Source organism: Nonomuraea sp. NPDC049028 (assembly GCF_043197735.1).
GTDB lineage: Bacteria > Actinomycetota > Actinomycetes > Streptosporangiales > Streptosporangiaceae > Nonomuraea.
Genome location: NZ_JBICTR010000007.1, coordinates 137,858 through 163,750 on the forward strand (window position 1 = coordinate 137,858; position 25,893 = coordinate 163,750).

At 62.9% G+C, this 25,893-nt stretch carries 15 protein-coding genes and 5 pseudogenes; 5 read left to right on the plus strand and 15 right to left on the minus strand.

Annotated elements, in window-relative coordinates; genetic code table 11:
- Positions 1 to 339 precede the first annotated feature (339 nt).
- From ACGFJ2_RS27830 to ACGFJ2_RS27880, 11 genes and pseudogenes are all read right to left on the minus strand, one after another.
- Complete coding sequence (locus ACGFJ2_RS27830) at positions 340 to 1,497, minus strand: hypothetical protein (RefSeq protein ID WP_393473081.1); 1,158 nt, start codon at positions 1,495 to 1,497, stop codon at positions 340 to 342.
- A gap of 676 nt (positions 1,498 to 2,173) precedes the next feature.
- The gene (locus ACGFJ2_RS27835) at positions 2,174 to 2,977 is read right to left on the minus strand and encodes a hypothetical protein (RefSeq protein WP_357959600.1); all 804 of its coding nucleotides are present in this window, start codon (positions 2,975 to 2,977) and stop codon (positions 2,174 to 2,176) included.
- Between the two features lie 943 nt (positions 2,978 to 3,920).
- Positions 3,921 to 5,567, minus strand: coding sequence for a SpoIIE family protein phosphatase (locus ACGFJ2_RS27840; RefSeq protein ID WP_393473971.1), 1,647 nt, complete (start codon positions 5,565 to 5,567; stop codon positions 3,921 to 3,923).
- Between the two features lie 216 nt (positions 5,568 to 5,783).
- A pseudogene (locus ACGFJ2_RS27845) lies at positions 5,784 to 7,151 on the minus strand (SAV_2336 N-terminal domain-related protein); the annotation flags it as partial.
- Positions 7,135 to 7,968, minus strand: a complete 834-nt coding sequence (locus ACGFJ2_RS27850) for an AAA family ATPase (RefSeq protein WP_393473084.1) — start codon at positions 7,966 to 7,968, stop codon at positions 7,135 to 7,137. The pseudogene ACGFJ2_RS27845 and the gene ACGFJ2_RS27850, both read right to left, overlap by 17 nt.
- Positions 7,969 to 8,152: 184 nt before the next feature.
- The gene (locus tag ACGFJ2_RS27855) at positions 8,153 to 9,817 is read right to left on the minus strand and encodes a trypsin-like peptidase domain-containing protein (RefSeq protein ID WP_393473087.1); all 1,665 of its coding nucleotides are present in this window, start codon (positions 9,815 to 9,817) and stop codon (positions 8,153 to 8,155) included.
- Positions 9,817 to 10,140, minus strand: a complete 324-nt coding sequence (locus ACGFJ2_RS27860; RefSeq protein WP_393473090.1) for a CU044_2847 family protein — start codon at positions 10,138 to 10,140, stop codon at positions 9,817 to 9,819. Before ACGFJ2_RS27860 ends, ACGFJ2_RS27855 begins: the two co-directional genes overlap by 1 nt.
- A gap of 535 nt (positions 10,141 to 10,675) precedes the next feature.
- Positions 10,676 to 10,891: pseudogene (locus ACGFJ2_RS27865) on the minus strand (transposase); the annotation flags it as partial.
- A gap of 58 nt (positions 10,892 to 10,949) precedes the next feature.
- Positions 10,950 to 11,504 carry a hypothetical protein gene (locus tag ACGFJ2_RS27870; protein ID WP_393473093.1) on the minus strand — a complete coding sequence of 185 codons (555 nt, stop codon included), beginning with the start codon at positions 11,502 to 11,504 and terminating at the stop codon, positions 10,950 to 10,952.
- 725 nt (positions 11,505 to 12,229) lie between these two features.
- Positions 12,230 to 12,940 (minus strand): hypothetical protein, encoded by a 711-nt coding sequence (locus ACGFJ2_RS27875; RefSeq protein ID WP_393473095.1) that lies wholly within the window; start codon positions 12,938 to 12,940, stop codon positions 12,230 to 12,232.
- Positions 12,941 to 13,275: 335 nt separating this feature from the next.
- Positions 13,276 to 14,217 (minus strand): hypothetical protein, encoded by a 942-nt coding sequence (locus ACGFJ2_RS27880; protein ID WP_393473098.1) that lies wholly within the window; start codon positions 14,215 to 14,217, stop codon positions 13,276 to 13,278.
- A 938-nt stretch (positions 14,218 to 15,155) separates the two neighbouring features.
- On the opposite strand from ACGFJ2_RS27880, the pseudogene ACGFJ2_RS27885 reads away from it, so the two are divergent.
- The 3 pseudogenes from ACGFJ2_RS27885 to ACGFJ2_RS27895 all read left to right on the plus strand — a co-directional run.
- Positions 15,156 to 15,942: pseudogene (locus ACGFJ2_RS27885) on the plus strand (IS256 family transposase); the annotation flags it as partial.
- A 35-nt stretch (positions 15,943 to 15,977) separates the two neighbouring features.
- Positions 15,978 to 17,513: pseudogene (locus ACGFJ2_RS27890) on the plus strand (ISAzo13 family transposase); the annotation flags it as partial.
- 13 nt (positions 17,514 to 17,526) lie between these two features.
- A pseudogene (locus ACGFJ2_RS27895) lies at positions 17,527 to 17,987 on the plus strand (transposase); the annotation flags it as partial.
- Between the two features lie 42 nt (positions 17,988 to 18,029).
- Here the strand turns inward: ACGFJ2_RS27895 and ACGFJ2_RS27900 are convergent.
- From ACGFJ2_RS27900 to ACGFJ2_RS27910, 3 genes are all read right to left on the minus strand, one after another.
- Positions 18,030 to 18,968, minus strand: a complete 939-nt coding sequence (locus tag ACGFJ2_RS27900; protein WP_393473101.1) for a MerR family transcriptional regulator — start codon at positions 18,966 to 18,968, stop codon at positions 18,030 to 18,032.
- Positions 18,969 to 19,336: 368 nt separating this feature from the next.
- Complete coding sequence (locus ACGFJ2_RS27905) at positions 19,337 to 22,723, minus strand: NACHT domain-containing protein (RefSeq protein ID WP_393473104.1); 3,387 nt, start codon at positions 22,721 to 22,723, stop codon at positions 19,337 to 19,339.
- Entirely contained in the window at positions 22,720 to 23,094 is a 375-nt protein-coding gene (locus ACGFJ2_RS27910) for a hypothetical protein (protein WP_393473107.1), read from the minus strand. Before ACGFJ2_RS27910 ends, ACGFJ2_RS27905 begins: the two co-directional genes overlap by 4 nt.
- A gap of 499 nt (positions 23,095 to 23,593) precedes the next feature.
- On the opposite strand from ACGFJ2_RS27910, the gene ACGFJ2_RS27915 reads away from it, so the two are divergent.
- On the plus strand, positions 23,594 to 23,992 hold the full coding sequence (locus ACGFJ2_RS27915) for an ATP-binding protein (protein WP_358180112.1): 399 nt from the start codon (positions 23,594 to 23,596) through the stop codon (positions 23,990 to 23,992).
- 141 nt (positions 23,993 to 24,133) lie between these two features.
- Here ACGFJ2_RS27915 and ACGFJ2_RS27920 read toward each other — a convergent pair whose 3' ends face one another.
- On the minus strand, positions 24,134 to 24,775 hold the full coding sequence (locus ACGFJ2_RS27920; RefSeq protein WP_357957640.1) for a TetR/AcrR family transcriptional regulator: 642 nt from the start codon (positions 24,773 to 24,775) through the stop codon (positions 24,134 to 24,136).
- A 74-nt stretch (positions 24,776 to 24,849) separates the two neighbouring features.
- Between ACGFJ2_RS27920 and ACGFJ2_RS27925 the strand changes: the two genes are divergently transcribed.
- Positions 24,850 to 25,533, plus strand: coding sequence for a carboxymuconolactone decarboxylase family protein (locus ACGFJ2_RS27925; RefSeq protein WP_393473111.1), 684 nt, complete (start codon positions 24,850 to 24,852; stop codon positions 25,531 to 25,533).
- The last annotated feature ends 360 nt before the right edge of the window (positions 25,534 to 25,893 follow it).

Genomic DNA, 25,893 nt, shown 5'->3' on the forward strand with positions numbered 1-25,893 from the left:
CGCTCGCCGTCCGGGCGTGCGGCCTGGGGCCGGTCCCGGATGGCAGCGGCTGCGAGCCGCGCATCGCAATTGACGGCAGCACTCTTAAAACTCGGGGCAGACCATACCCGCCGTGCAAATGCACCACTACGATCGCCACATCGTGGCTGATCAGCGCACGTGGCCAGGGGCGATCGAAGGTCCAGGGCTTCGTTCCTCAGCCCTGGACCACCGAATAGCGGGGCGCGCCATTCATAAGTCGCGATCGTGGCGCACAGGATGATCCTACTTGCATAAGCTCCGCACAAACGGTTCGGCGAATACAACAAGGGTATTGACGCCGCAGGGGTGCGACGCAGCTTATCGGCCTTTAATCGAAGCCCGGTTTTCGCGTTTCTTGCCGAGGCGGAATATTCGATTCAGAAAATGCGACAGGAAACCGTAGGCAACGAGGGCGCCAACGATAAAGGATGCGAGATGAAAACAGATAGCCGCCCGGTCGGCCGCTTCATACCAATCGGAGTTTCCGGTACCAATATAAGCTCGGCGAGCATCAGCCACGAGAAAGTAGCCCGCCACCAACAGCAAGAAGCTTGCGCCAGGTCCTATAATCAATCCTGCTCTGACGATGGCCCTGGGCGCGCGGATGAAACGAGCCGTGGTCTTGCGCACCCAGTGAATCTTTGCAAGTAGGAAAATTGCTGACGTCCAAATGAGGATCGCTCCCGCGAGCGACCAACCTACGGCCGACTCAGTGAACCGGTATGAATGGTTAATAATGAAAAATGGTTGCGTTATATAGTAAGAGAAGATGCGCTGCAAATCGAATGGCGTAAAAGTGAACAGCCCAATGGCTACCAGGAGCGCCAGTATCCATCTCTCGCGTCTACTGCGGGACACCTGGGCAGGGACAATTGTTTCCTCGATCACTGTGGCTAGGCGCTCATCCAGCTGAGTGCGAACTTCTGTGTTCAATTCACTCTGTAGAGATATATACTCTCTATATTGCTCCGCAATTTCTCGGCCTAGTACGCTTAACCTGTGTTCTATGTATAGGCGTCGAGCCTCGCGTGGGACGTCTTCTTCGATTTGCTTGCGCAGAACCTCGCGCATCTCGGAGAGGCTGTCAGCTTCCTGTTTAGCGGTTTGCGCTTCAGACCTCGCATGCTCCGCGTCGAGCTGATCCTTCATGATTTGAAACAGCCGGGATTCTTCTTTGCGTCGACGATATTTAGCAACGGCCGCTATCAGTTGCTGGACGGCCGCAATGGCGCCGAGAATTGCCCCTATGCCCAAAAAAATTTGCCAAGGATCAGTGGCGCTACTACCAACGGGCGTGGGAGCGGGAGTTGGAGGTCCGACAAGAGCAAGTCTCCATAGATCCAGAAAGGCCAACGCAACGCTCACAGTCATACCGCAAAGCGTAGGGGCATTCTCGCCGCCGATACGACTGTATTTTTGAACTGTGATGGTTCCGACATAAACAGAGAAGAGTGATCTTCTTCTAGCCGTCGCCATAACAATAGGACATGCAATTGGAGTGCTCTAATCATTCTTCGTACTCCTAGCGGTGATTGTCACGGGGCTGACACGGTCCGACTCGCGTTGCCCCTCAAGCGGTGGCTCGGCGCGCCGCAGTACGCCCCGCGCTGCCGTCCCGCGCTACGGCTGCGCGTGCGGCCTGGGGGCCGTTCTCGCACGAGCGCCGCGCGGGGCATCGTCGTACGGCCACCCCGCTGTACACCTGGAACCCGCCGACCCGAGCGCCCTGCTTTAGACAGTCTCCTTGCATCGGACGTAAGCCGAGGCACCCTCACCCGGCCATAGCGCTGAGATGTCTTTCAGGCAGAGGTCCCTAGTCAGGTCCGTAGGGGCGGAACATGGCCGGTAAGCCGATATTTCGCCTCTTGGATTATGGGAAATGTCTCTGGCGCACATAAATCTGGCGGGCGCTGTTGCCCTGGTTAGCGAGTCGGCGATTTGAGGAATGTACTCTGCCACCTTGGGCCCCACTACCGTGATGATTGCTACCAGAACGGCCGCGTACGCGCTTATTCGTGCCACGACAATCGAATTGTCCATTTTGACAGCCGTTCCGGTAGAAGCCTCCTGTTGCGCGGGGGTTGTCATGTAAAGAGTCTACCGCGCACTTGCCGCCGTGTTCGATTTTGCGCGGCATCGTGCGATGACTCAATTAGGCTGACCAGCGCCACCGGTCGAGCTCGGTCCACTTTGCTTCGAGGGCGGTGGCGAGTTGGCCTCCGAAGGCGACCGTTCCCTCGTGGGATGCGAACGCGATCCAGGTAAGCGTGTCATCGCTCCACACGCCTTCAGCGCCGGTGTACTGGGGTTCGAACACCTCTGCATCTACGAGGTAGTCCGCGCCGTACTCGCGCAGTTCTGTCACGCGGCCGCCGCCCATGTCGCGTATTGCGGCGCGCACCTGGGCGAGTCCTTGCTCGTCCCACATCGATGCCTCCGACAGCACGAGGACGTCGGGTGGAGTTGGCCCGGCGAGCATGGGGTGCCACGACCTGCCCGCTAGCCCCCACCGCTGCTCCAACTGTTTCTGTCGTTCGAACGACTCGGCGGGCGCCAACACGCGTCGGTACGGTAGCGGTTCCGCCGGAAGGTCGGCCCGCGTTACCCAGTCTTGCAGGGTCGACTGAAACAGTCGGCGTTCCTCGGCCATTGCCTTGGCCTCGGTCTTGTTTGATGCCGGTTGTGTGAACGGTGACTGGGCCGTGTCGGCAGCCTCGGATAGGGCGTCGACGAGGTCGGTGAACTCGGGCAGCCGGTCTGGATCGAGCCGCTCCACGTGTTCCAGGATCGCTGCGATCACGTTGTAGTGAGGGAAGATGCGCCACGCTTCGCGACGGTAGCTGTACCCGAACGCGGACCGTCCCTCGTTGGGCAGTGCGGCGTACTTGTCGGTCAGCTCGTCGTACCGCTCCATCAGGTACCGTCGTGCCGCCGTGTGCAGCGTTGCCGAGTCCATGCCACAAACTCCCCATGATTCAGCCGTCGGCGCACTCTGATGCCTGGCAACGGACGTTTCAGTCCAGCACCTGGCCCAGGTTCATGAAGAGGTTATCGGCGACGGATGACCTGTCTGTCGACCAGTCACCGGTGAGGCCCTGACGATCGCCGGCCTCGGTTCCCGTAGTCGAGGGCCGTGGCGATTGCTGCAGCGGCCCTTCTTCGTCGCCTCCCGATGGCCATGGGAGAGGTGACAGCAGCGCTGACAGCAACGTCCCCACACGCCGACGCATCCGCGCCACCGTCCACACGCACCTGACTATGGTCTTGATCACTGGAGCAGGGTGAACGCTCCGCCTGAAAAGCGGAAGGTCAGGCTGCCGCGCGGCTTCCGTTCCTCGGGCCTGGCGGCCCTGCGGTACGGGTCCGCTTGCCACCGGGCATTCGGGTTCTCGCCGTTTCTGTACAGCACAGAAGTACAGCAACGCAGCCTCACAAAGCCGTTCGACGCCAGCCACCATCAGCCATCTGGCCAGGCCGGTGATACGTCCGCCAGGGTGCTGCCTTGCCCTTGTAAACAGAAGGCCAGGGCTTCGATTCCCCTCGTCGGCTCTCCCAGAAGCCTGGGTCATCTTAGAGGTGACCTGGGCCTCTACCGTTTCTGATGATCTACAGCCGTCCGGCTGTATCTGGTAGGCACCGGGGTTGTGCCCAATCCGTGCCGACGGCTGCCCCGCTTCGTAAGCACCGTCGGTGACCAGCAGGCGTGGTAGATCTTCCGAGGTCAAGGTGGACTATTAGGGTCTATCTTGGTGGTTCAGGCCGACCGATGCCCAGCTTAGTAGGCAGAAGGCGCGTTCTTAATAACCTAATCGCGACCTCTGAAACGTGATCTATGCCACGACGTTCATGCAGCTTATACACCTGGCTCAGAACGACCCGGTCATGATCTTAGACATCCTCTAATTCGGCTTCTCAGGAGGAAGTGTCAACGAAGGAATGTGAATCGCGAGCGCGGTGACGTCATCATCCTGTTCATATCCGGAAAGCATCCGATCTACCAGGAAGTCCAGCAACATGTGTGGACTGCTCACGACCTCAGGTGGCGCTTCGGTCACAACCGAGCAGAGTTCTGCAAGTCCGGCATTTAGGTCGCGCTTCCTGTTCTCCACGAGCCCGTCGGAGTAGAGCACGGCGGTATGGCCGGGCGGCACCACGAACCGGAACTGCCTGCGGCTGGTCGGCCAGCCCAGCGGCGTGCCGGGCTCGGCGTCGCACAAGACGGCCGTGCCCTGTGGCGAGACCAGGATAGGTGGAGGGTGTCCGGCCAAGGCCAGCGTGCCCTCGCCGGTGACAGGCTCGACCACCGTGTAGGCCAGCGTCGTGACCTGCTCCTCCTCTTCGGTGGCCTCGAAGACCCGGTCGAGCCCGGTCAGCACGGCCGCAGGAGGCGGGTTGGTCAGCGCCAGCGCCCGCATGGCGTTGCGGATGCGTCCCATGCTCGCTGCGGCCTTGACGCCCTTGCCCATGACGTCGCCGACGACCGCCGCGACCCGGCCGTCCTGTAGGACGAACGCGTCGTACCAGTCGCCGCCGACCTGCACGTGACGGCTGCCCGAGCGGAACCGCTGGGCCAGCACCAGGCCCTTGACCACCGGCAGGCGGTCGGGCAGCAGGCTGCGCTGGAGCGTCTCGGCGGTGCGGTGCTCGCGCTCGAACAGCGTGGCCCGCTCCACGGCGAGCGCGCACTGCCCGGCGAGCGCCTCCAGGAAGACGCCGTCCTCCTGGGAGATCTTCTGCGGCCTGGTGAACGAGAAGCGCAGCGCGCCCAGCGCCCGCCCGGCCGCCAGCAGCGGCAGGCCGACCCAGGCCCGCTCGTCACTGTGCGTGAGATAATTGGTCAGCACCTGCTCGTCGCCGCCGGCTTCGAGAAGCTGGGACTTCAGCCTGTCGGGCGACTCGGCGAAGACCGGACGGCGGCTGTTGACCGCCATGGTCATCACGCTGGCCGAGGAGAGCGGAATCTCCTCGCTGGACATACCGGACGCTTCCGGGACATCGTCGCCGTTGATCAGCCTGAGCGCGGCGCGGTCGGTGTCGAGCAGCGCGACAGCGGACCGGTCGGCGGCCAGAGCGGTGCGCCCGACATCCATGATGACCTGCACCACCTGCTCGACGGTGAGCGCCTCGGCCAGCTGGGCGGTGGCGCCCTGCAGCCGCGCGGTGCGCAGGGCCGCGGCGCCGAGCTGGTTGGTCAGCCTGCCGCGCATCTCCTCGGCCTCGAACTGCGGGGTTACGTCGGTGTTGGCGCCGACCCACTCGACGACCCGGCCATGCCTGATGATGGGTACGGCCCGCACCTCGAAGTGGCGGTAACCGCTGGCCCGGGTACGCACGCGGTAGTTCCACTCGAACATGGTGCGACCGCGCAGCGCCTCCTTCCAGGCTTCCTCGGTCTGCTGGCGCTCCTCAGGATGGACAGCCTCCAGCCAACCGTTGGAGAAGTATGCCTCCAGCCCCTGCCCGGTGATGGTGCGCCACTGCGGCGCGTCCTCCACCACCGTGCCGGTCGGTGAGGTGACCCAGAGGATCTGCGACTGAGCGTCCAATACCCCCGCCAAGCGCTCATAGAGCCGCTGGTCCGCGCCCTTCTCACCTGTCTGTGTGTCAACCTCTGCGCTGGAGGTCGGAGGGGTGAAGCCGAAGGCCTCCGAACTGATTAATCCAAATGGATCACCTGCTGTTCTAACGACCGGGTTGCCGCTCCGTGATGCGCTATGCACATAGCCTCGGAGCGAGGGGATTCCTGAACCGGCCCATCTCGCTAGTTCACGTGAAACTGCCTGGAGGACGTCAGTGGCGCTCCGCCGGCCAGTACGTGACATTGACCTGAGGAGGAGGTCCTTGGCTCCGGGCACGAAGTCGTAGAACCCCGATTCTTGTTCGACCGGTCGCAGGAGCCCGCTAAGCATGACCTCGGCGAGATGCTCCGGAGAAGACCTGGGCAGTAGCGCCTTCTGCATGAGCCGTAGCAAGGACAATGACGGGAAGGAGGCTGTCGCCAAGTAACCGGCCAGCGAATATGCCTGTGGCGAGGCCACGGCGCGGAAGCGCAGGATTCTCTCCTTGATGGGCTGGGCATGCTCCTCCTGGACCCATGTATCGAGGGTGGCAGGCTGATCGTCCAGATGCGTCACTCCGATCGGCCTGGGGTTTCCAGCCATCATCTGCGCCCAGTTGGCGAACCAGGGTGCGGACAATCCAACCACCGGGATGGGAACCGCTTCATCCGCCCTGTCCAGGCCCGGCATCTTCGGCTGGAGCCTGAGCGATGAATTCGCGGCGAAGGGGCGGGCCAGATGTGCTTCGTGAACCGTCACAGTGATCGCGGTCCTGTGCCACAGGCGTTCGGGCAGCGGTTGCAGAATCGCCGTTGGAGAGCTCGAGGCCCATCTACGGACCGTGTGGGCCATTCTGCCGGCCCACCAATGCGTTCCTGAGCAGTCACTAAGGAGCAGCACGAGCCGACGGCCGGACGGATCGGTCAGAGCGCCTGGTGCGCCCGCCGAACCGACCGTGATTCCGAGGGGACCCTCTTCGAGATGCATGAGTTGCACGTTCCGGAACGCGCCCAGGTTTGTATAGAGCTGTCGTAACTCCTCGCCCAGTGGTTGCCACAGGTCCATGGAGGGACCAAAGTCCATCACCAGCGTAAGGTCCAAGCCGCGTTCCAATGTGGGAATCAAAACCGGCACCCAGGGCGAGCGACGGCGAGGAAATTGTTTCGCGATACGGTCGACCGTGGCTTGCTCGTCTACGGTCCACCGATGTCTGGCTGGCACTCGTCGGCGTAGGGGTCGTAGGGCTCGGCTAAGCCCCAACCCGCTGGCGAGCATGGGTGCGGTCGACATCTGAATCGACACCGCACTTTCACCGGCCGACTCTGGCGTCGCACGCGAATAGATCGTGTACCGCTCATCTGCTGGCGCTGGCCGCAGTTCTTGATCGGCGAGTCGCGCCGGTGTGTCTCCCTCCACGGTGGGTTCCCGGCTGATGGGAGAACGATCTTCTGTGATTGGGCCGTGTTCTTCCATCAACCGGGCTAGCCAGAGGTATTCGGCCAACTCGATCGAGGTTGGCGGCGGTCCCACCGCGCTCAGGGCGCGGTGGAGCCGATCAATGTTTCGTGCCACCGTCCGGGTCCGTTTCGTCCGCGTCGCGATCGAGATAGGGCATGAGCCGGTCGGCCAACTTCAATCTGTCTCCCGGGTCGGCGTGGTGAAGGAGGTAAACCGCGTTGAGTAGTTGGTCCGTGGCCAGGGCGCCGCTACTCTTTCTCGCGAGGAAACGTTTGATGATGTCATGACTGTCGGCCACCAGATCGGGACCGAGATGTGCCTCGACGATTCGATGCAGTTTCTCCCCCGTGGGTTGATGTAGGCGAAGCGTTACACAGCGGCGCAGGAAAGCGGGCGGAAACTCACGCTCACCGTTGCTCGTCATAATGACCAAGGGAAACGCCCGGCAGCGCACTCTCCCCCCGCAGATGGTCACGGGTTTTCCGCTGTCGGCTGTCATCACCTCTGCCGACGGTGAGGTGTGACGCTGAAGCTCTGGAATCTCGAAACAGCCCTTTTCGAAAATCGTTAGCAGGTCGTTGGGGAGGTCCATATCGCTTTTGTCGATCTCGTCGACCAGCAACACTCGGGGCCGGTCGAAGGGGAGAAGGGCCGTGCCCAGTGGGCCCAGCCGAATGTAGCGGCCGATCTGCTCGTCGCTGACCGCGCCGCTGACGAGTTCTTCTCTGCTCGCGGCATACAGCCGGGTCAACGGGTCGTACTGATAGAGACCATCCGACAGCGTTACGCGACTGGTGATCGGCCAATGTAACACGGGCCCAAGTTGTAGTTCGTGCGCCACTGCGCTGGCGAGCGTGGATTTGCCTGTGCCGGGCGGGCCGGTCACGAGAAGGGGGCGCCGCAGGAACAGGGCGGCATTTACCTGCTCCACCGCCTGTGGATCGGACTGGTAGCTCTTCGCGTCGTGATCTCCGTTCTTCTCCCATATCGGTTGGGGCAGGGCAGGGCCGCCGTTGAAGACCCTCCATGGAGGGGGAGCCGGGAGCTCTCGGTCGATTCTGTCGTGAGGAGTACCTGACCCTGTGTAAATAAACCATTTGGACATATCGTCTCTTTCACGACGCTGCGAGTGGTGGGTCGGGCATGCGGGTTGGATCGTCCCAGAACAGCGCGATTCTCTGGACGGGCTTGGAGTCCATTCCGGCTATCCGTAGTTGTCTGATACGGACGGGGAGCTGATCAGGTGTCGACTTCTCGATAATATCGCCGACCTCGGCAAGGAACCTTTTGCCTGGACAGTTGTCGTGCTGTTCCGCCCGACATGAGTAGCGTGGCCATACCATGATGGGAATGCCGAACTTGAGCGCCTTCCCAATCTCCGCAAGAGTCGGTGCAGCGGCGTGAACGATTGTTGTCCGTGCTTCGTCGGCGAGCCAACTGAGCTTGGCCTTGTCGTGGCAGCCCATCAGGCTCGGTGGTTCGCAGCCGATGTCACGAAGCCTGCGCCAGCGCCTAATAGCCTGGTCCCATCGCTGACTGCCGCCTCGCCGACGCGCCAGGTCGCGGATTACCACTGGGTAAAGCAGGCCGAGTTGAACCTGGTCGTTCGGATCATCATTGGTGAACCAGTTCTCCACTATCTTTCTGGTAAACCAATTATGGGGAATCATAAATTCTATGACAAAATCCTCGCCCGCAACGTCTGCTAACAATCGAGGCATCTCACGCTCCACGGTCGCTCTGATCTCATCCTCGGCGACGGGATCGGGCAAGGCGTGTGTCTGTCCACTGCCGTCGGCTCGCCAGATGGAGAACTCGAGGCGATAACCACCCAGCGCGCTTGGTGGCATCCGGATGATGACTGCTACTGAAGTGGGGGTGGTTGTTGCGTTCGCTGGCGCTCCCAGGTATTGGCTCTGCCACCGACGTACCTCGACGGCCTTTGACACATCGTCCAGGTTGGAGCTGATCCGGGAGAGGAAGCGGGTCAGTGCATCGGACTCGTCGATCTCCTCGGCGGCTAGGGTGATGGCTCTCCAGAGGGAGGGTTCACCCTGATGGGGAAGGAGTGGAAACTCCTGAGCCAGCAGCGCTCTGGGGGAGTGCTTCAGGACGGCGTTTGTGAGGCACCGGCGTAGTTCCCCTCGGGGGCCTGGGCCGATTTTCCCCAGCCACGAGTGGGGCAGCAGGTCGTCGAGTGGCTCCCAGTATTTTCGCAGAGTGGAAATGGGAAGCATGCGTCCGACTCGTTGGTCCGGCGTCAGATCGGCTTCGGTCACTATGCCGATCACATGGTCCTTGCCTGGAAGGTAGACGGCGGAACCACTAAAACCTTTTGCGATAAATTGGCTGTGACCGTCCCACGCGTTGATCTGGCACCATTCGCTGGCCATGATCTGGCGGTCATCGATTCGGAGTTCGGCGAAGGCGCCAGAGTCCGTTTTTCCCGCCGCGAACCCATAGGCGAAGAGCCTGTTGTCCCGCCATCCATGCGTATCGGTGGGGTCGGCAAACTGCGCCGGTGGCACGGGGGCTGGTTCTGAGAGTTCAAGCAGTGCAAAATCACCACGACGGTCTGCCTGCGGATGCCAAGGCCCCCTCGCAACCACGCTCGCGGCGTATCGTCCCCTAGGATTGGCGGTCGGGAAAACGACGGTCGGATCACGTACATTGTGGATAACATGTGCGCAAGTCAGCACATGGCGACTGTCGATTAAAAATCCAGAACCCGTTGTGTCGCCGACTGCTCGGTCGATCCGAGCATGCCATGGATTACCCACTATCTCTCCTGGCGGGTCCAGGTGAGCTTGACAATAAAATGAGCCTCGCTCGAGGCCTTCGCGATGACTGCTCCGGCAGCGGCGTTGAATTTGACACCGAACTCGAGCTCGATCCCGTCGGGATTGAGCTGGTTGTCACGGAAAGCGTCGAGCGCTTTCGTCGCTGCGCTTCGCACGTTGCGCAGGGATTCCTCGAAACGGCCTTTCGCCTCAAGAACGCCCCCCTCGCCGATTCCAATGGCTTGGAAGCCGCCTATATCCTGGTCGGCGATCTCCACAACGACCGACTCTTCGTCCATTTCCCAGCGCACTAATTCGCTCACGCGGCCCTCCCTCGTCGTATGGGGGGCAATCTACCAAGTTTAGGATGGACATGCAGCAGGCTTTGGCATTTTGGAATAAAATGAGCGCTTTGCCCGGCAGGGGGTCGTGCTAGCCTCGATCTTTCGTGATCTTCCTGCGGTCGGCTAAGTCATTCGGGTGAGGGTTGTTTTCGAGCTATGGTCAGCTTCGTGGCCCGGCGGTTGTGCCGAGTGGGCGGGGTTCCGCGGGCCCGGGCGGGTTGCGTCCACAGAGGTGGTGTACAGCAGCCGATACAGCAACACCGCCTTACAGGATCGCCCTCGACCGACCCGCGACCACCACCGGAGCACGGCGAGATCCCGCTGACGCGGCATGTGCCCTTCCCTACGGATCAGAAGGTGGCACGGTGGCTGAGGTCGTGATGATCGCGGACTTCGGTGCCCGTCGTACGGGCTGGGGCGATCGCCGGCAAGGACTTCCTCCGTCAGCCCTCGCCACGGGGTGACCATGGCTGAGGTGACAGCAGCGCTTGTAACAACGCCCTCACACGCTGCGGACCAGCCGTCCGGCCACCGCGAACAGGCGGAGTCGGAGGCGTTTGGACTCGTAGCGGCGGGGGGCGTTGCCGAGCAGGGCGAGCAGTTGCATCCAGGCCAGCAACTCGCAGGCCAGCGCGACGAGCTCGCACCAGATCTGGTTGCGGGCGAAGTGGTGCAGCGGCAGGTTGGCCAGGCCGGTGTCCTTGGCGCAGCGGATGCGATCTTCGGCTCGGGTAGCTGGTCAACCTGTGAGCACAAGAGCGGCAGATCGGGGGCGTCCCCCGGCTGAGTTACGGTCGGACGATCCTGTTGCGTTCGGCAAGAAAGGCGTCCTGCGCCCGCTTTAGCGCCCGCCTATGCTGTCGGCCACCGACTTGGGCACCAATGAGCGCGAGGTCGCGCGCAGCGCCGGACAGGACCGCATCGCCTCCGCGGCCCACCTCCATCGCGGCGGCGGCGATCGCCTGCGCCAAGAGAGGCATCGCCTGGGCGACGGCCGCCGAGCTGTCCTGATCCCAGCCGAAGATGGCCTGCGCGCACCGGCCGATGGCGGCGAATGCGGTGCCGTGCACGAAGCGGGCTTCCAGCGCATGCGCGAGAGCGGTCAGGCTGACCAGAGCTTTGGCCCGAGGGGATGTCCATGCTTGCTCTTGAGCAGCGATGGCACCTTGGAACACGCCGACCGTGACGAGCAGTTGATCGCAGGCGACCACAAGTTGCTCGCGTTGCTCGGCCCGGCGGTGCCGCCGAGTGCGCAGGAGACCGACGAGCGCGCCGGCGCCGGTGAGAATGCCGATGACTGCGGCTACGGCAGGATCGAGCAGATCGGCCCAGGTAAGGTTCACCCCTTCAGGGTGGACGCGCACAAGCGCTCATTGCGGTGATTCCGCAAGATAGAACCGGATCGTGTCGCGCCGCTGATGGTCAGCCTTACTGACACTGGCTGATCACGACCGCCGCTTGTGCGAGAGGAACAATGCGATCACGGCAACCGCCAAGGCAATGCTCGTGAGCGCCGCATCAATGGTTGGATGAACGCCCGAATCGCGCGCGACCGCGTACGTCACAGGAATGGGTGCGGCACTGAAAATGCCCAGGGCGATATAACACCCGACGTACTGACATGAGCACGCGGTCCTACAGACGGAAACGACCTCGGCAGGCCCCGAGCGGTGACGGCAATGCCAACAGCAACGTCTCCCTACCACCAGAACGGGAGACTGGATCGGCTGTCCTCCGCGTGGTCGTAAATCGCACGCAGTCATGGCTGACGAACCTCCGGCAGCCGTGCCAGCGTGTGGAGGAACACCTCCTGGGTGTCCTGGCGGTTGTGGATCGGTCGTGACCAGCTCGTTCGCAGCGCATGCAGCGCGTGGAGCGACCTGAACGACAGCCTCGAGGGATCCGCCAGCGACGACCCCTACTGCGCCTTCGTGGAGGATCTCCGCCTGTCCCGGACTGGGGGTGAAGGTGCACATCAAGCCTCCGTCCGCCGACGAGACAGTGTCGTCGGAGGAGCTGGACGACTGACCCGAACCGGCGCAACCCCGTGCCCGGCTGGCTCTTCGGGTTACTTGCCGAACGGTCCTTCCCTTAGAACCCCTCCGATGGTTACTAACAAGTCATGCCGGGTTTCAGCAATGCGGTAATATAGCCCATCTCGATCCTCTGATACTAGTCGATCCTCCCACTCCGTGATTGCGGATAGATGATCCTTTGCGGCCTCAACAATCCGATCAGATCCAGTCCTGTACATGTGCACGTGAAGTTGCTGACTGAACTCTTCGCGTACGGTCGCAAAGGGTAGCTTCCTTGCGAATACGTCTCCCATCGTTCGGAACTGCGAACCGATAGTCTTCGCCTGCCGCCTTGACGCCCTGGCATTCAGTACAAACCTCTTGAAGAGCGTCTTTGTCTCTTCTTGAGTTAATTCATCCCTTAGCTCAGTGATTGCCGTACGTATATCATCGGAAAAATGTTGAAGCTTGAGAAAGGCTGTATTTATAGGCTTCGCTGGCTGGGAGTCCCAGAATTCATAGTCCCCATCGCCCTCTCGTCGAACATTTTCTTGTTTGATTCTGGAGCTAAACTCCACGACTGCCTCTTGGAGTTTGAGTAGAGCATCGCGATGGATCTCAAAATTCTTTGCATGGAATTGCTCCTTTCTGGCCTCATGTTCGCGTCGCAATGCTCTTCTGTCGGCGAGGGATTGGCCGAGCATGGTAAGAACAGCTCCCGTAATAAGGGAACCAACCGGCACGAGCGTCGTAACCCAGTCCATGCACATCTCCATGCTGATCGCGCTAAGCGTCTAACCACAGAGTGGCACGGTGGCTCCGGGATCGCCATCGAGTCGCGGTGATCGTAACGTTTTGTCCTATGAGGGCCGGCGATCTGGACGCCGCGCGCTCGGTATCGGCATACTGGCCCTTCGACCAATGGCGGGGCTACTCACGGCTCATGGCTGAGGCGATCGATGCAAGCTGAGATGACAGCAGTGCGGGCACAATGTCCCCATACGCCAGCACATATGTGCCACCGTCTACACGCCCTTGACCGCGCTCCCGATTGGCCAAGTAGAGAGGCTGCTCCGCCTGAAAAGCGGAAGATCATGCTTTATTGGCTAGCCTCCTGGCGCAGGTCTTGCTCGCCATGGATTCGGAACACTCCTGGCTCAATCTCCGTCGAAATCTTACGGATCCGATGCGCCATGGCCGGTGGCCACCGTGTGTTTGACGACCATAAAGCACCGGACAAGTTGAAAATAGCGGGATTTACCGAAGACAGATCAGCGCCCTTGAGATCGGCACCAGACAGATCAAGAGTCAGTCCTTGGGTTAGTGCGGCAATCAGGGCGCTCGCACGTTCGAGGTCCTGGGCATACTCGGTGGTAAGCGCTGCCCTTAGGGTCTCGTTGAGTTGATTAGTTCTATCCAGAACGCGTTTCATCTCATGCGGCATCCCCACCCAGTTGGAGGGTGACCGAGCGAGAGTCAGACTAAGGCATGAGGCACATCTAAGGGCGTCGTCGACCTTGGAAGCTTGTTCCAGGGTCTGCGCAAGGGCGCGAGCTCTCTCGGCGCCTCGGGAAAAATCATTATTGAGAGTTCGTGTCAACGCTGAGGCTTGCCTATGGGCATTCTCTTGAATGTAGTTAAGTGTGAAGGAGAGCTCATCCGCAATGGCAAGGCTCATGGCAAGGGCAAGGCTTATAGCCGATTCTTTTGAACCGGCCAACGCGAGATCGCGAGCGAGACCTCGGATATCGCTGGTGCGTCGAGTCAAACTAAGAGCAGTACGGCGACCATGATCGAGAATATCGGCGAGCGCTACAGTTGATTTCGCTCGAACGGTCGATGCTTCTGGAGCTGGCGCAGCATCTAATGTCAACGCATCAGGACTGTCATAGCGGGCAAGGGCGGCTACGAGGCGTGTTTTAAACGACCCTTCTGTCGTTGGGCTCTCGCTGAAACTGTCATGCGACTCGGCTACCGCGGCAATATCGGTCCGAGCAAGAGCGCCGATCAAGCGGGCGATGAATGATGTCTCAGGTGACATCGCCGGCTCCGGATAGAGGCCGTTGATCGGTCCGTTCCTCAAGCCTGGCGGATGCGGCCGGCGGCACGGGAGATTGAAGTGACGTAGATACGAAGGAGTCGGCAGCTGTTACAGCGACCCTTGTGATCTTCTCCACGATGAGAGGGGCTCCTACGCCGAGGGCCAAGGCTGCGAACGCGCCGGCAATCTGGCCGCTGTGAGCAGCTGCTCCCGCCAGAACCGCACCAATGCCTGCACGGATGATCACTGATGTCACATAGGCGGCAAGACCTTGGGGGATCGGTTTGCGCCACGACCATCGGCGTGCGCGCCTTATGCGAGCGTATAGCTCCAAGCCTTCGACGCATAAACCGCCCGCTAGGCCCCATAGCAGTGCCGCCCAAACCGCCAACATGCATAAACCCTAGACCAGGGTCACGCACGTCAGCCACATGAGTGCGGCGGTGCGAGCGCAAGGGAACATGAGACCAACCCCGCATACGAGTTTGGGAAGAGCGCGGAGTCCGGACGGCGGGAGATGCCTGCCCAAGCGCTCCGGGCTGCCTTGCTGTGGAGCCCGGTTGCCAATGAACCGATCTTGCTAACGCAGTTGCTAACAACGATCCTGGACGACCGTGGACGGACTGGAAAGCCGTGGCCGGTGAGACACCATCTGAGCAGGCGTTTCAGCTCGGGATAGACGCCGGTGGACGACCTCGAACTGGCTACGGATCAGAAGGTTGGGGTTTCGAGTACCTCCGGCCGCACAGCACGTCAAAGGCCCTTCGGGATCATCCCGGAGGGCCTTTTTCGATCTCGTACAGCAGCAGTTTGCAGCAACGTCGAGCAATGCTCAGTACCTGTGGATCAGCCCCGGGAGAGGGCGTACCTTCCCGATTGATCCTGTGATGGTCACCGAGCGGGCCGGCGTCGCGAGCGCCGGTCGGGAAGGCACGCCCGTGCTTACGGAAGTGAATGACGGCGCCTCCACGCGAGACGGCTCTGTGATCGACGAGATCGTCCGCGAGGGAGCGCGCCGTATGCTCGCCGCCGCGCTGGAGGCCGAAGTCGACGCCTGCCTAGCAGAGTTGGCCGGGGAGCGTGACGAGCGTGGTCGCCCGCAACGGCCACCATCGGTCCCGCCAAGTCACCACCTCAGCCGGATCGATCGAGGTCCGCGCACCGCGCGTCAACGACAAGCGCGTGAACGAGACGACCGGCGAGCGTCACCGCTTCTCCTCGTTGATCCTGCCGCCGTGGTGCCGCAAGTCCCCGAAGATCGCCGAGGTCCTGCCCCTGCTCTACCTGCACGGCTTGTCCACCGGCGACTTCGTGCCCGCGCTGGAGCAGTTCCTGGGCAGCTCCGCCGGATTCTCCCCTGCCACCGTTGCCCGGCTGACCGCGCAGTGGCAGGCCGACCACGCCGCCTTCCAGGATCGCGGCCTGTCCGCCACGGACTTCGTCCACCTCTGGGTTGACGGCATCCACCTGCGGATACGTCCGGACCAGGCCGAGGCCGCCGTCCTGGTCATGATCGGAGTGCGGGCGGACGGAACCAAGGAACTCGTCGCAATGACCGACGGCTACCGCGAGTCGGCCGAGGCCTGGGCCGCGCTGCTGCGCGACTGCGCCCGACGCGGCATGCGCGCCCCGGTGCTCGCAGTGGGCGACGGCGCGCTCGGCTTCTGGAAGGCCCTGCGCCAGGTCTTCCCCGAAACCAGCGAGCAAAGGTGCTGGGTTCACAGGAGCGACGGCGAGCCGGTGATCAGCGTGGACACGAAGTGGACACGAAGAAGAAGGAGCATCTGGGCGATCTGCCGAACGCCGGCGGGCAGTGGTGGCCCAAGGGCGATCCGGTTCGGGTCGAGGACCACAGCTTCTTCTTCACCGGCCCGGACGTGCCGCACGCGATCCCGTACGGGATCTACGACTTGGTCAACGACACGGGCTGGGTGAACGTCGGGATCGATCACGACACCTCGGCATTCGCGGTGGAGTCGATCCGGCGTTGGTGGCGCGGCCGGGGCAGCCTGGACTACCCGAAGGCGGACCGGCTGCTGATCACGGCGGACTGCGGGGGCTCCAATAGCTATCGCTACCGGTTATGGAAGGCCGAGCTGGCCGACTTCGCCGCCGAGACCGGGCTGGCGGTGACCGTCTGCCATTTTCCGCCCGGCACCAGTAAGTGGAACAAGATAGAGCACCGGTTGTTCTCGCACATCACGATGAACTGGCGTGGCAGGCCCCTGACCAGCCATGAGGTTGTGGTCAACAGCATCGCTGCGACCCGCACCCGCACCGGGCTGACCGTCGCGGCCGAGCTGGACACCAACGCCTACCCGCTGGGGGTGTCGGTGTCCGCCGAGCGGATGAGCATGCTGCCGATCGTCGCGCATACCGAGCGCGGCGCCTGGAACTACACGGTCGGCCCAGCAGACGGCAACCCGCACCTGCCCCTATGCGACGACCGGGCGCGCATCCGGTCCGAAAGCCTGCACGCCCTGGCCGATCCTCGGCTGACCGGGATGAGCCGAGAGGAGCTGAACGAGCTGGCCGCGTCTTTAGTCTCGGAGCAGGCGGCCTTGGCCGAGCAGCGCAACTTCGAAATCCGCGGTGGCCCACGCCGACAGGCCAAGGCCAACCACGGACGCCCCCTGCTCACCGCCGCCGACAAGGTCCTGATCGTCATCGTTTATCTCCGCCAGATCTGCTCCCAGCGCGTCCTGTCGGAGATGCTCGAGATCAGTCAGCCCCCGATCGGTCAGGTGGTCACCGAGACCGGCAAGCTACTGGCCGCCCGCAAACTCAAGATCGAACCCACCGTGCTGCGCTTCACCAGCGCCGGTGCGCTTCGCGACTTCCTGGACAGCAACACCGTCCCGACACGACCGAACCGGCTGGCGCTGCTCGGAGGTCCGGCGCTGACCGGGATGAGCCGCCCGGAACTGGCCGCACTGATCGAGCGGCTGTCGCTGCGGCAGGCCGCCGAGGCCGAGCAGCGCAAGCATCGCCAGCGCGGCGGTGACCGGCAGGCCGGCGCCTGCGGAGGCATCTTCCAGGAGAAAATCACCGACGCTGAGCGCGTCCTGGCGGTCATCCTCGGCATGCGCAAAGTCTGCACATGGGAGGTCGTAGCCGAACTGTTTCAAGTGAGCCGACGAACTATCGGCAACGCCAAGATCTGGGTCCGCCCGCTGCTGGAGGAGGCCGGCTACGCCGTCATCCGATCCGCAACCCGATACTCCAGCGCTGACGCGCTCCTGAACGCCATCACGCCGCACGACGACATCCCACGTGTCACAGAATCGACACCTTGATTCTTTACGGCTCCACAAAACGGCCAACATCCTGGACAGCCTTCCGAAGTCCGCACAGCCCGCGGCGAAGAAGGCGCTCCAGGACATCTACAACGCCGAGGACCGCGAACACGCCGAAGGGGCGGTCAAGATGTTGGCCAGGCTTTACCAGGCCAAGTACCCAAGGCCGTTGCGAAGGTCACCGACGACCGGGACGAACTCCTAGCGTTCTACGACTACCCCGCCGAGCACTGGATCCACCTGCGCACGACCAACCCCATCGAGTCGACCTTCGCCACCGTGCGGCTGCGCACCAAGGTCACCAAGGGCGCCGGCTCCCGCGCGGCCGGCCTGGCCATGGTGTTCAAGCTTGTCGAGTCCGCCCAGGCCCGCTGGCGGGCCGTCAACGGCGCCCACCTCGTCCCCCTGGTCCGCGCCGGGGCCCGCTTCGAACGTGGACTCCTGGTCGAGCGCGCCGAGGCCCACGCGGCATGACCTGGATGGTCCGGGCCATGCCGCGTCCGGATCGGGCTCGCGCTACCGTTCCACCCGGGCACGCAGAGCCTGGACAAACCAGTCGAACACCGGGGCCAGGCTCTCGGGGACCGGCCAGCCGTTGATCAAGGCCAGCAGCTGCCAGTACCGCTCCGCGCGGGGATCGTTGGCGGTCTCCAGACGCGTCAGCAGCCAACGCTGCAGGTCGGCATCGTCGGGGCGGCCAAAGACGTGCGCGTAGCGGGCCATGAGTGCCGTGATCATAGGGGCGGCCTGGGGCGAGGCGGGGCTGACACCGGCTGCCAGCGCCTGGCCGACCTGGTCGCGGACGGCTTCGGTGAGGTCGTGGTGCAGGCCCGTGGTGTCGCCCTGGGCGCGTTCGGCCGCCTGGTACTCGGCCATGCGGCGCACCGACGCGCGGAAGTCCGGGTCCTGCGAGAGCTCGGCGAGTTCGACCCAGGCGTCGACCTGCTCCGGTGCGGGGTCGTCGGGCAGGTTGGGCATGGCCGAGCGCATCATGGCCACCAGGTCGGGATTCGCGTCGAGACCACCGAAGGTGTCGTCGATGAAGTTGCTGATGAGACGTCGGCGTTCATCATCGGAGAGCTTGGCGAGCTTGTGCATCAGGTTCATCTCCTCAGGGGTGGAGCCACGCTTGGCTACCGCTCGCAGCACCGCGCGCCGCAGTCGCAGGGTGCTGATCTGCACCTCCAGTGCTTCGGCATGTGCTGCCGCGACCTCGGGTAGCGAGATCTCCCGGTCCAGGACCTGCCGGATCGCGGCAAGGTCAAGGCCCAGATCGCGCAGCGTCCGCACGAGGTCCAGACGCGCGAGGGCATCGATGTCGTAGAGCCGGTAGCCAGCCGGGCTGCGGTCAGTCGGCGGCACGATCCCCGAGTCGGAGTAGAACCGTATGGTCTTGACCGTCAGCCCGGTCCGCCGGGCCAGATCGCCGATCGAGTAGAGCGCGTCGCCGTCCATAGCCCCACCCTCGCGTCTCCCCTTACTGGAGACTCAATCCCCGCCTCCCGGTCGCCTTTCTACTCCAGCGGACCGGCAAGCCGCATCCCATCCACAGATCTTGACAATTCCTCGGCAGCCACTTTGGCGCGAGCCTCGAAGATCATGGCGCCAACGTCGCGCTTACCGGGCAGGTCCACGGACTGCCCGACCCTTCGGAAGCTTACGTGGCCATGATCGCTCGCGCCAAAAGCAGTTCCAGCCCAAGGCCGCTCCGCCAATCTCATTGCACAGCCCGCTCAAACGGGCCTCAAAGGGGCATCAATAGGTCAAGCGTCGGGGAGGTCGCGTAGATTGTGGCCGCATCTGCATGAACCCCCGGCTAACCCTCAGACGATCGACACTCTCAGAGTAGAGAGGGGTAGCGGCCGGCCGGATTCTCGCGCGCGGGGCCAGATCGATGGAGCGTACACCATCCAAGGTTCACCGCTCTGCAACAAGAGTTGCTCCCGAACCCATTTTCGGACCTCCTCTGACCAGCAGGGGATGCTGTCGATCAGCCTAAACAGGGTCCATGCAGATTGCTCGGCTGCTGCGGCGCGAGCGATGTCGCGGCGACTGGGAAGGCCGTCACGGACCCGCAAAAGATTCGTCAGTGGCCAGTCGGTGTGACTCGGATCCATGGGTTCGATCCAGTAAGCCATCAGCGTCTCCCACGTGCGGAGGCAAGTCGTCTGCTGGGCAACGTTCCTGCAGAATGTACGGAAGGCTCCCGGGGCCATGATCCGACTTGCCCGCGCGACGACCTCGTGAGCTGAGAGAGCCTTTGCCCTGCCGTCACCGGTGGACCATCGCCAGAGGGTTAATCGTTCAGCAAGATCGGCAAATTCCGCATCGTTCGGAAGTTCGGAGAGTGCGTGCAGCACTGTTGGGAAAACAAGGTACGTGTCGTTGTCGGCCGGAATTGAGTAAATGATATCGCGGGTCTGCTGAGGCGAGAGTGTGTTAATACCATACGTCGCCCCATAGTCGCACATAGGAAGGAGAACGTTACTGGCCACATGCGCGCGATAAGTTGGGTGGCTTTCCGCGCGTTTGTGCCATACCCGCCATACGTCGAGGGCGAGCTCGGAGATCTCCGGCTTGTGCCCACCCGGTAGGCTCCAGTGCACCGTGCCGAAAGGGAAACCGCTCGTTGCAACACGGTGACCCAGCGCTCCGTGCGCCAAGTAGGTCTCCACGTCGTGGAGACCTACTCCCTGTTCTTTCCAGCGGTCTTCTGCGGTATACCAAGCATTCACGTCGAGTGCACCCGACAGCGAGTCAGCAGCTAGCGCCTCCTGTAGCGGCCAAGGCCCGTCCTTAGCCAGAGGACCTCCCCTAAGGTCCGGGAGCGCACGGGTCAGCGCGTCAACGACATCCGGCGTGGGATCCTTCAGAGCTCGACCTACCCAGGCCAGAGCCGACCAGTGAGGATGACATTCAGCAGGCGGCTGAGAAAGCCTTGCCATACTGAGCAGTCGGCCCTTCAAGGTATTGGGGCCCATCAGGTGCCAAAGCCCTTCGAGATACACGTCAAGCTCGCGATCCGCCCTGCCGCCGTGCAGCACCTCCCATGCGGACGCCGTCCACCCCGTGAGTAAGCCGACATCCCGAGGCAAGGACGAGCCATGCACCTTGTTCGGATCAGCCCGACAAAGCAAATCCGGCAACTCTTCCGGCTTCACGACCTTGGGGATCGCAATCTCACATAGCAGCCGAGGTAGCACAGCGGGGCTGGCAGAATACGCATACTCTCGAGCAGCCTCGGCAGCCGCCGTGTTCCCATGCTCCGCTAGCTTGTTGAGGAATCGCCATAGTACGTCCTTCTCCCAACGCCCCGACCGAGTGGCGTAGAGAACACCGATAAGATCAGCTATACGCTGCTCATCGAAGTCGGGAGCCGCGACCACGGCGAGTGGGCCAATACGATGGCTGAGGTTCTCGATGACTCTTGTGGACGGGATGAGGTGCCGACGGTATTGCTCGTCCATATCGGGGACATCTGACAACAAATCAACGGCCAGCTCCGCACCCCGCAGCAGCAGCGCATCGGGGCCTGCGAACTCCTTCCGGTCAAGTTCGGCGAGAACTGTTACCACCGTATCGCGCAGATCACGTTTGGCCGGAATATCCGTCTCGAACGCGGCAGCGGCCATGAAACGTGCGACGTTGCGCCACGGTTCTGAGGCAGCTATGGCGCGCAACCTGTCCCGCACGAGAGTCTCGTCAGACGTGCGGGCTAGGTGAGCCGCGGCCAGGAATTCCGCAAAGGACTTGATCTGAAAGCCGACCTCGTCGGAGTCGATACCGACGATGAGAACTAGCCTTTCCCGGGCAAATCTAATTAGCTGAAGGACGATGTCCTCTTCTTCGCCTTGGCTGTCAGCTACACCCACCTCCCGTACCAAGGAGCGGGCGATCGTGGCGAACTCATCGGGCGCGATACCTCGGGGGTCCGACCTACCCTCGGCTGCTGCCAGGATGCGGAAGGCGGCACGGCGGTGCAGCTCGTCCACCAAGTCTCGATACTTCGCGAGGAAGGTGCCGAGCTCCCCGCCCCGCCCCTTTTCCCTTAGGTAGACGTGATCATAGTAACGGCTGAAGAGACGATGCCGACCAGCCGGGGGAGAACCTGACTCGGCTAATAGTGCAACCAATAGAGCCACGTGCAGCGGCGTGTTCAGCAAATCGAGAACACTGCTGCTACTCAGGGCCTCGCGGAAGAGTTGGAGCAGATGCCGCCCCTCATCGCCCGGACCCGCAATTACAGCTGCATGCCGTTCAGCGGTCTCCGGGTTGAGTTGATCCAACGACCATCCTACAAAGCGGTGGGAACGCAGTTCATTCTGGTATGCCTGGGGCCGAGAGGTGACGATGATCGCCGCGTCGGCACGCACCAACTGCATCTCGTCGGCAAAGTCCATGATGTGTTCCATGACCATGTGGCGATAGCCGGATGGCACCTCGTCGTAGCCATCGAGTAGCACCAGCGTCGGTCGGCCTTCGGCTAGCTCACGGATCGTGCCAGCAGTCACTGGGGTGTTTAGTACCCGCTCATGACGTTCGGCGAGGAAGTGCCACATCGAGCGCTGCGCGTGGGGGGCGCGGCCGATATGGCTAGCCAGCGCCTCAGCCTCAACCCAAAGAGGGAGGCGAGTGCAAGAGGGCAAGGCCAGATTCAGCCCATCGAGGAGCCGGTCGACGCGTTCCAGCTCAGCTGTGGTGTTGGGTGAGAGCATCTCAGAATCGAACCTTCGCAGCATGGCACATCGGTGTATCTGAGCCAACATCTGCACGGCTGTCGTCTTGCCCTGCCCAGGGCCACCGGTGAGGACCATACGAGATACCCGATCAGCAGAGAGCTGTCGTTCGAGGAACTTGAACCCCTCATTGTCTTGACCAACTGCTGGGTAGCGGCTGCCTCGAATCAATTGCGGCTCCGGGACGAGCCTCGCGTCCAGGTCCACGAAGATATCGGCGAGGCCGCGCTGTTCTCGCCCCAGCACAGGATCAAGCAGCCTGACATGCGAACCGCTCCTCAGCTCCTTCTGTAGGAAGGTAAGCAGATGGCGGTCGTTGTACTCGGTTACGTTCGGCCTAAATCGGTTCTGTGCGGCGTCAACAGTGATGTTGATATCCCCGTGAAACGCCGCCCCCGGGGCATTGAGGCCTGACGAACCGGTGACGTAACCGCCAGGGCCACTACCTGTCACAGGGCCGTCCGGAACAGTCACTGCGCGGAACTCTCCGTGCCGCCGAAATTCATCGTGATGGGTGCCGTGAACGTTCCGCCGGGCGCGTTTAAGCCCTGCGAGTCGCGGACCATGTTGACAGCGAATGCTGTGGGTCCGTATTGCCGAGTGAACGCCTCAAGGTTCGCCCGGAAGGCGGCGTCGTTCTCAGCCGACTCACGCAAGGCGTCGGAGAGCCGAATGACAGCGTCTGCGTCACGATTGTCGCCTGCTTCGAGAGCATCCGCGACTCCTGAGTCGTGCCTGAACCGAGCCCTCAACTGCTCCCAGAGCGCTGAGACAGCAGCCTGTCCGAGCTGCCCACTCGCTCCGCCCAGTGCCGCCATGGCCAATGCGTCGAAAGCGATGTTCATAATGATGCCCACCCCCACAGCCCATTGTGCGCCTAATCCGGGCGCGGCCTCGCAGTCTAGCTGCGAACGTCGGCGATTGTGGGCGCTGCGATGGAACTCCTCTGGTTACCGCCTCTCCGAGTTCACTTGCCCCCTGATTGCCTCCTATCCTCGCCGTTGTGACTTGCTCGAGAAGAGCCACCGAACAGCGTGACTGATGCCGGTGGAGGCGCAGTGAGGCAGACGCGTGCGTAATCGGTCGGGGCACTCGCCGTCGTGGCTAACTGTCATCAGCTGAAGTTCGTGCCACAGCCGTGCGAGACGCAGCGGTCAGCCATGGTCAACGACGTACAGCAGTGAAGTACAGCAACACCGCCTTGCACGATCAGACACTATCGGTTCGCATATGCTGCCTGAGCGGAGCGGAACGCCGCTGACGAGGCATCTGCCCTTCCCTACGGATCAGAAGGTTGGGGTTTCGTGTACCTCCGGCCGCACAGCAGGTCAAAGGCCCTTCGGGATGATCCCGGAGGGCCTTTTTCGATCTCGTACAGCAGCGTTTTACCGCAACATCTTCAATCGGCCGGTCCGAGGCGACCGCACGCGTCTGCGCCAGGCCCTGGACAACCTGCTGGCCAACGTACGCACGCACACCCCGGCCGGTACGGCGGCGACCGTGATGGTCCGGGTAGAGGGTGATGACGCGGTCATCGAGGTGCGCGACGAAGGTCCCGGGCTGAGTGCTGCGCAGGCAGCGCGCGCCTTCGAACGCTTCTACCGCGCCGATCCCACCCGCCGGTCCGGTACGGGCCTCGGGCTCGCCATCGTCGCGGCTGTCGCCGCCGCCCACGATGGGCACGCCCGCGCCCTGCCGTCCGACTCGGGCGCCGCGTTCGATCTTCGACTGCCGCGCGGGTGACCACCGGCGTGGGGTGGCACGCTGAGATCGGGCGTCTCAACGTTTCCGGTGAGATCGAGAAGCTCGGCCGTGGCATCGAGGTAGTTGAAGCGCAGGGCGGCGCCTGCTCGACGCCCGGAGTTCGGGCCGCGGCTGTTCCGGTCACCGCCCAGTGGCGAGTGTGAGGCCGACGAGCTTGGTCAGGAAACGATCGATCTGCTCCTCCAGCGGCGGCCATGGCAGGTCGGGCTGATTGACCCGCATCGACACGGCCCCGTGGACCGCCGCCCTCAAGTCCAGTGAGACCACTGCGGCGTCGTCGGCCGGGGCGAGCCCGGCGTCGATACACCGCTGCACCGCGGCGGTGGTGCGCTCGGCCAGCTCCTGCTTGAAGGACATGGCCGCCCGCTGGTTGAGCGTGCTCTCGTGCAACACCTTGTACAGGCCGGGGTGCCGTTGGACCCACCTGCCCAGCAGCAGGACGCGGGCACGCAGCTTGCCCGCCGGATCGGTGGCACCGGTCTCAGCCTGATCGACGGCCTCCAAGAGTTCGCGATGGAACTTCTCCAGGGCGGCCAGGACGAGCGCGTCCCGGTCGGCGAAGTGAATGTACACAGAGGTCGCCGCGACGCCGACCTCCCGGGCCACCGCGCGCATGGACACGGCCTGGTCGTCGCCGTGTTCGTCCAGCAGTCGCAGGGCGGCGCCGACGATGTCGTCGCGCAGCCGCTCGCCCTGGCCGCGCGGGTTGCGGCCCCGCCTGCCGCCAGAAGGGCCGGCCGGAGCGGAGGGGGTCGTGTCCATGGTGGCCCATTGTAGGCGAACGACTTTAGCGCTACAGTCGTAGCACTACAGTCGTTCACATAAGAGGATTTCTCATGGATAACCAGGTCAAGGCACTGGACTCGGTGTTCGCCGAGATGAGCGCCGCCACCGACCGCCTGCTCTGGGACGAGAGCACGGAGCTGACCACGCGCGAGAAGGTCCTGCTGTGCCTCACAGCCGACGTCTGCCAGCAGACCCTCGGCCTGCCCTTCCAACAGCACGTGACGATGGCGGCAGACTGCGGTTTGTCGGCCGACGACCTGCGCGAAATGCTCCGCTTCGTCGCCTACGACAGCGGTTATCCCGCCGCCCTGACAGCGCTCGCTCGCCTGACCGACCTGGAACGGGAGCACGCCCTGCCCGCCCCCGCCGGCCAGGGCCACGAGGTGAACGCCAACGGCTCGGGCAGCCCGCTCCCCGAGCCGATGCGGCAGGCCGTGGCCGCCCTTGACGCGCCGTTCGGCATCTACATGGACCTGCAGTCGCGGATGCGCGCCGACATGCGGCTGCTGTCGGTCCGTGAGCGCGCGTTCATCACGATGACCGTCGACGTGCTCTTCCAGACCCTGCAAGAGAGCTTCCGCGCCCACCTGACGCGCGCACTCGCCGCCGGCGCCACACCGGAGGAGGCCCGTGCCGTCGTACGGTTCTCCGCGCAGTTCGGCATGACCAAGGCATGGCGCGCCATGCACGTGCTCGACGCCCTGCTCGCCGAACTCGGCGCCGCCCAAGTCTGAAGCGGGAGGTCGTGGGGAGGGCTGTACAGCAGCGCCGTACAGCACCTGCCCAAGTCGCGTCGTCTGGCTTGCTGACGAGGAACCTCAGTGTGAGGTCGATGCCCTCCACCTCACCAAGCCAGCCGGCGGCCATGTCGCGCTGATGGCTCGATCTTGTAGGTCGCGAGCGGTTACAGAGAGCCCACGAGCGGGCTACGCGACAACGCACATTACTTCGCGAGATCCGGAAGTTCGCGAAGTATGACCACCTGCCGAGACAGCTTGCCAAAACGATCCTGGGCGCAGCGATCGAGGCCGCCGCTGCTATCGGTTGCCAATGTCGAGGAATTCATCGCACGAGCGAGCGCCCGAATGAGAGTG